Here is a 748-nt window from a genome sequence, read left to right on the forward strand (position 1 = left end):
CGGCTCGCGGGTGAAGCTGCCGAACTTCGAGCTGTCAGGTCTGTGACGGCCAGCGGACGGTCATGACGATCGAGTCCGCGAGGGCTTCCCACGAGTGGTCGACGCCTGGACCCCACATGATGTAGTCGCCCTGACGGGTCATGGTCTTGCTTCCATCGGTGGTGTCCACGCGGAAGTTGCCTTCTACCAACAGAACCAGCGTCGTGCGCTGGTCGTCGGCAGTCCAATCCGGACGCTTGTCGCCAGCGGGGTGCGTGCCCCACTTCACTTCGACATCCTTCTGAGAGCGGACGCCGATCGACGGGTCGATGAAGTGTCCGACCAGCCAGCCGCGGGTCTCCGTGCTGTCGTCCGCGGCGTTGCCGGCTTGCCAGTTGGCGGTCACCTGATCTCCCATTCGATCTCTGGCAGGTCTACGCGGGTGCCGCCGATTTCGCGGAGGCGGCGCAGGCCCTGCAGAAGGGCGAAGAGCCCTTCGTTGCTCCAAGCTACATCGTTCACGAGTTCGTCCAGGAGCTCCGCGTCGCGGCTGGAATACTGGTGCAGACGGGACGCTTCCCAGTTGGCTTGGACGTCTCCGCCGTAGCGCGTCCAGAACTCCTCGTCTTCGATGACGATGAAGCTGGCAAACTCGAAGTTGCCGCTCACGAGGTTCAGGCCGAAGCCTGTGCACTCCATGCGAAGGCGGCCGGGTTCGGCCAGTAGCCAGCGCATCGGCTCGGAGAGTCGGCTCGGGTGCATGGGGTCC

The 748-nt window shown here is 64.4% G+C and carries 1 protein-coding gene and 1 pseudogene; both read right to left on the reverse strand.

Annotated features, from left to right (window positions below; genetic code table 11):
- Positions 1-34 precede the first annotated feature (34 nt).
- The gene (locus SK803_RS46400) at positions 35-385 is read right to left on the reverse strand and encodes a signal peptidase I (RefSeq protein ID WP_319972649.1); all 351 of its coding nucleotides are present in this window, start codon (positions 383-385) and stop codon (positions 35-37) included.
- Positions 382-748: pseudogene (locus SK803_RS46405) on the reverse strand (transcriptional regulator); the annotation flags it as partial. The pseudogene SK803_RS46405 and the gene SK803_RS46400, both read right to left, overlap by 4 nt.

It is taken from the genome of Lentzea miocenica, assembly GCF_033949945.1.
Taxonomy (GTDB): domain Bacteria; phylum Actinomycetota; class Actinomycetes; order Mycobacteriales; family Pseudonocardiaceae; genus Lentzea; species Lentzea miocenica.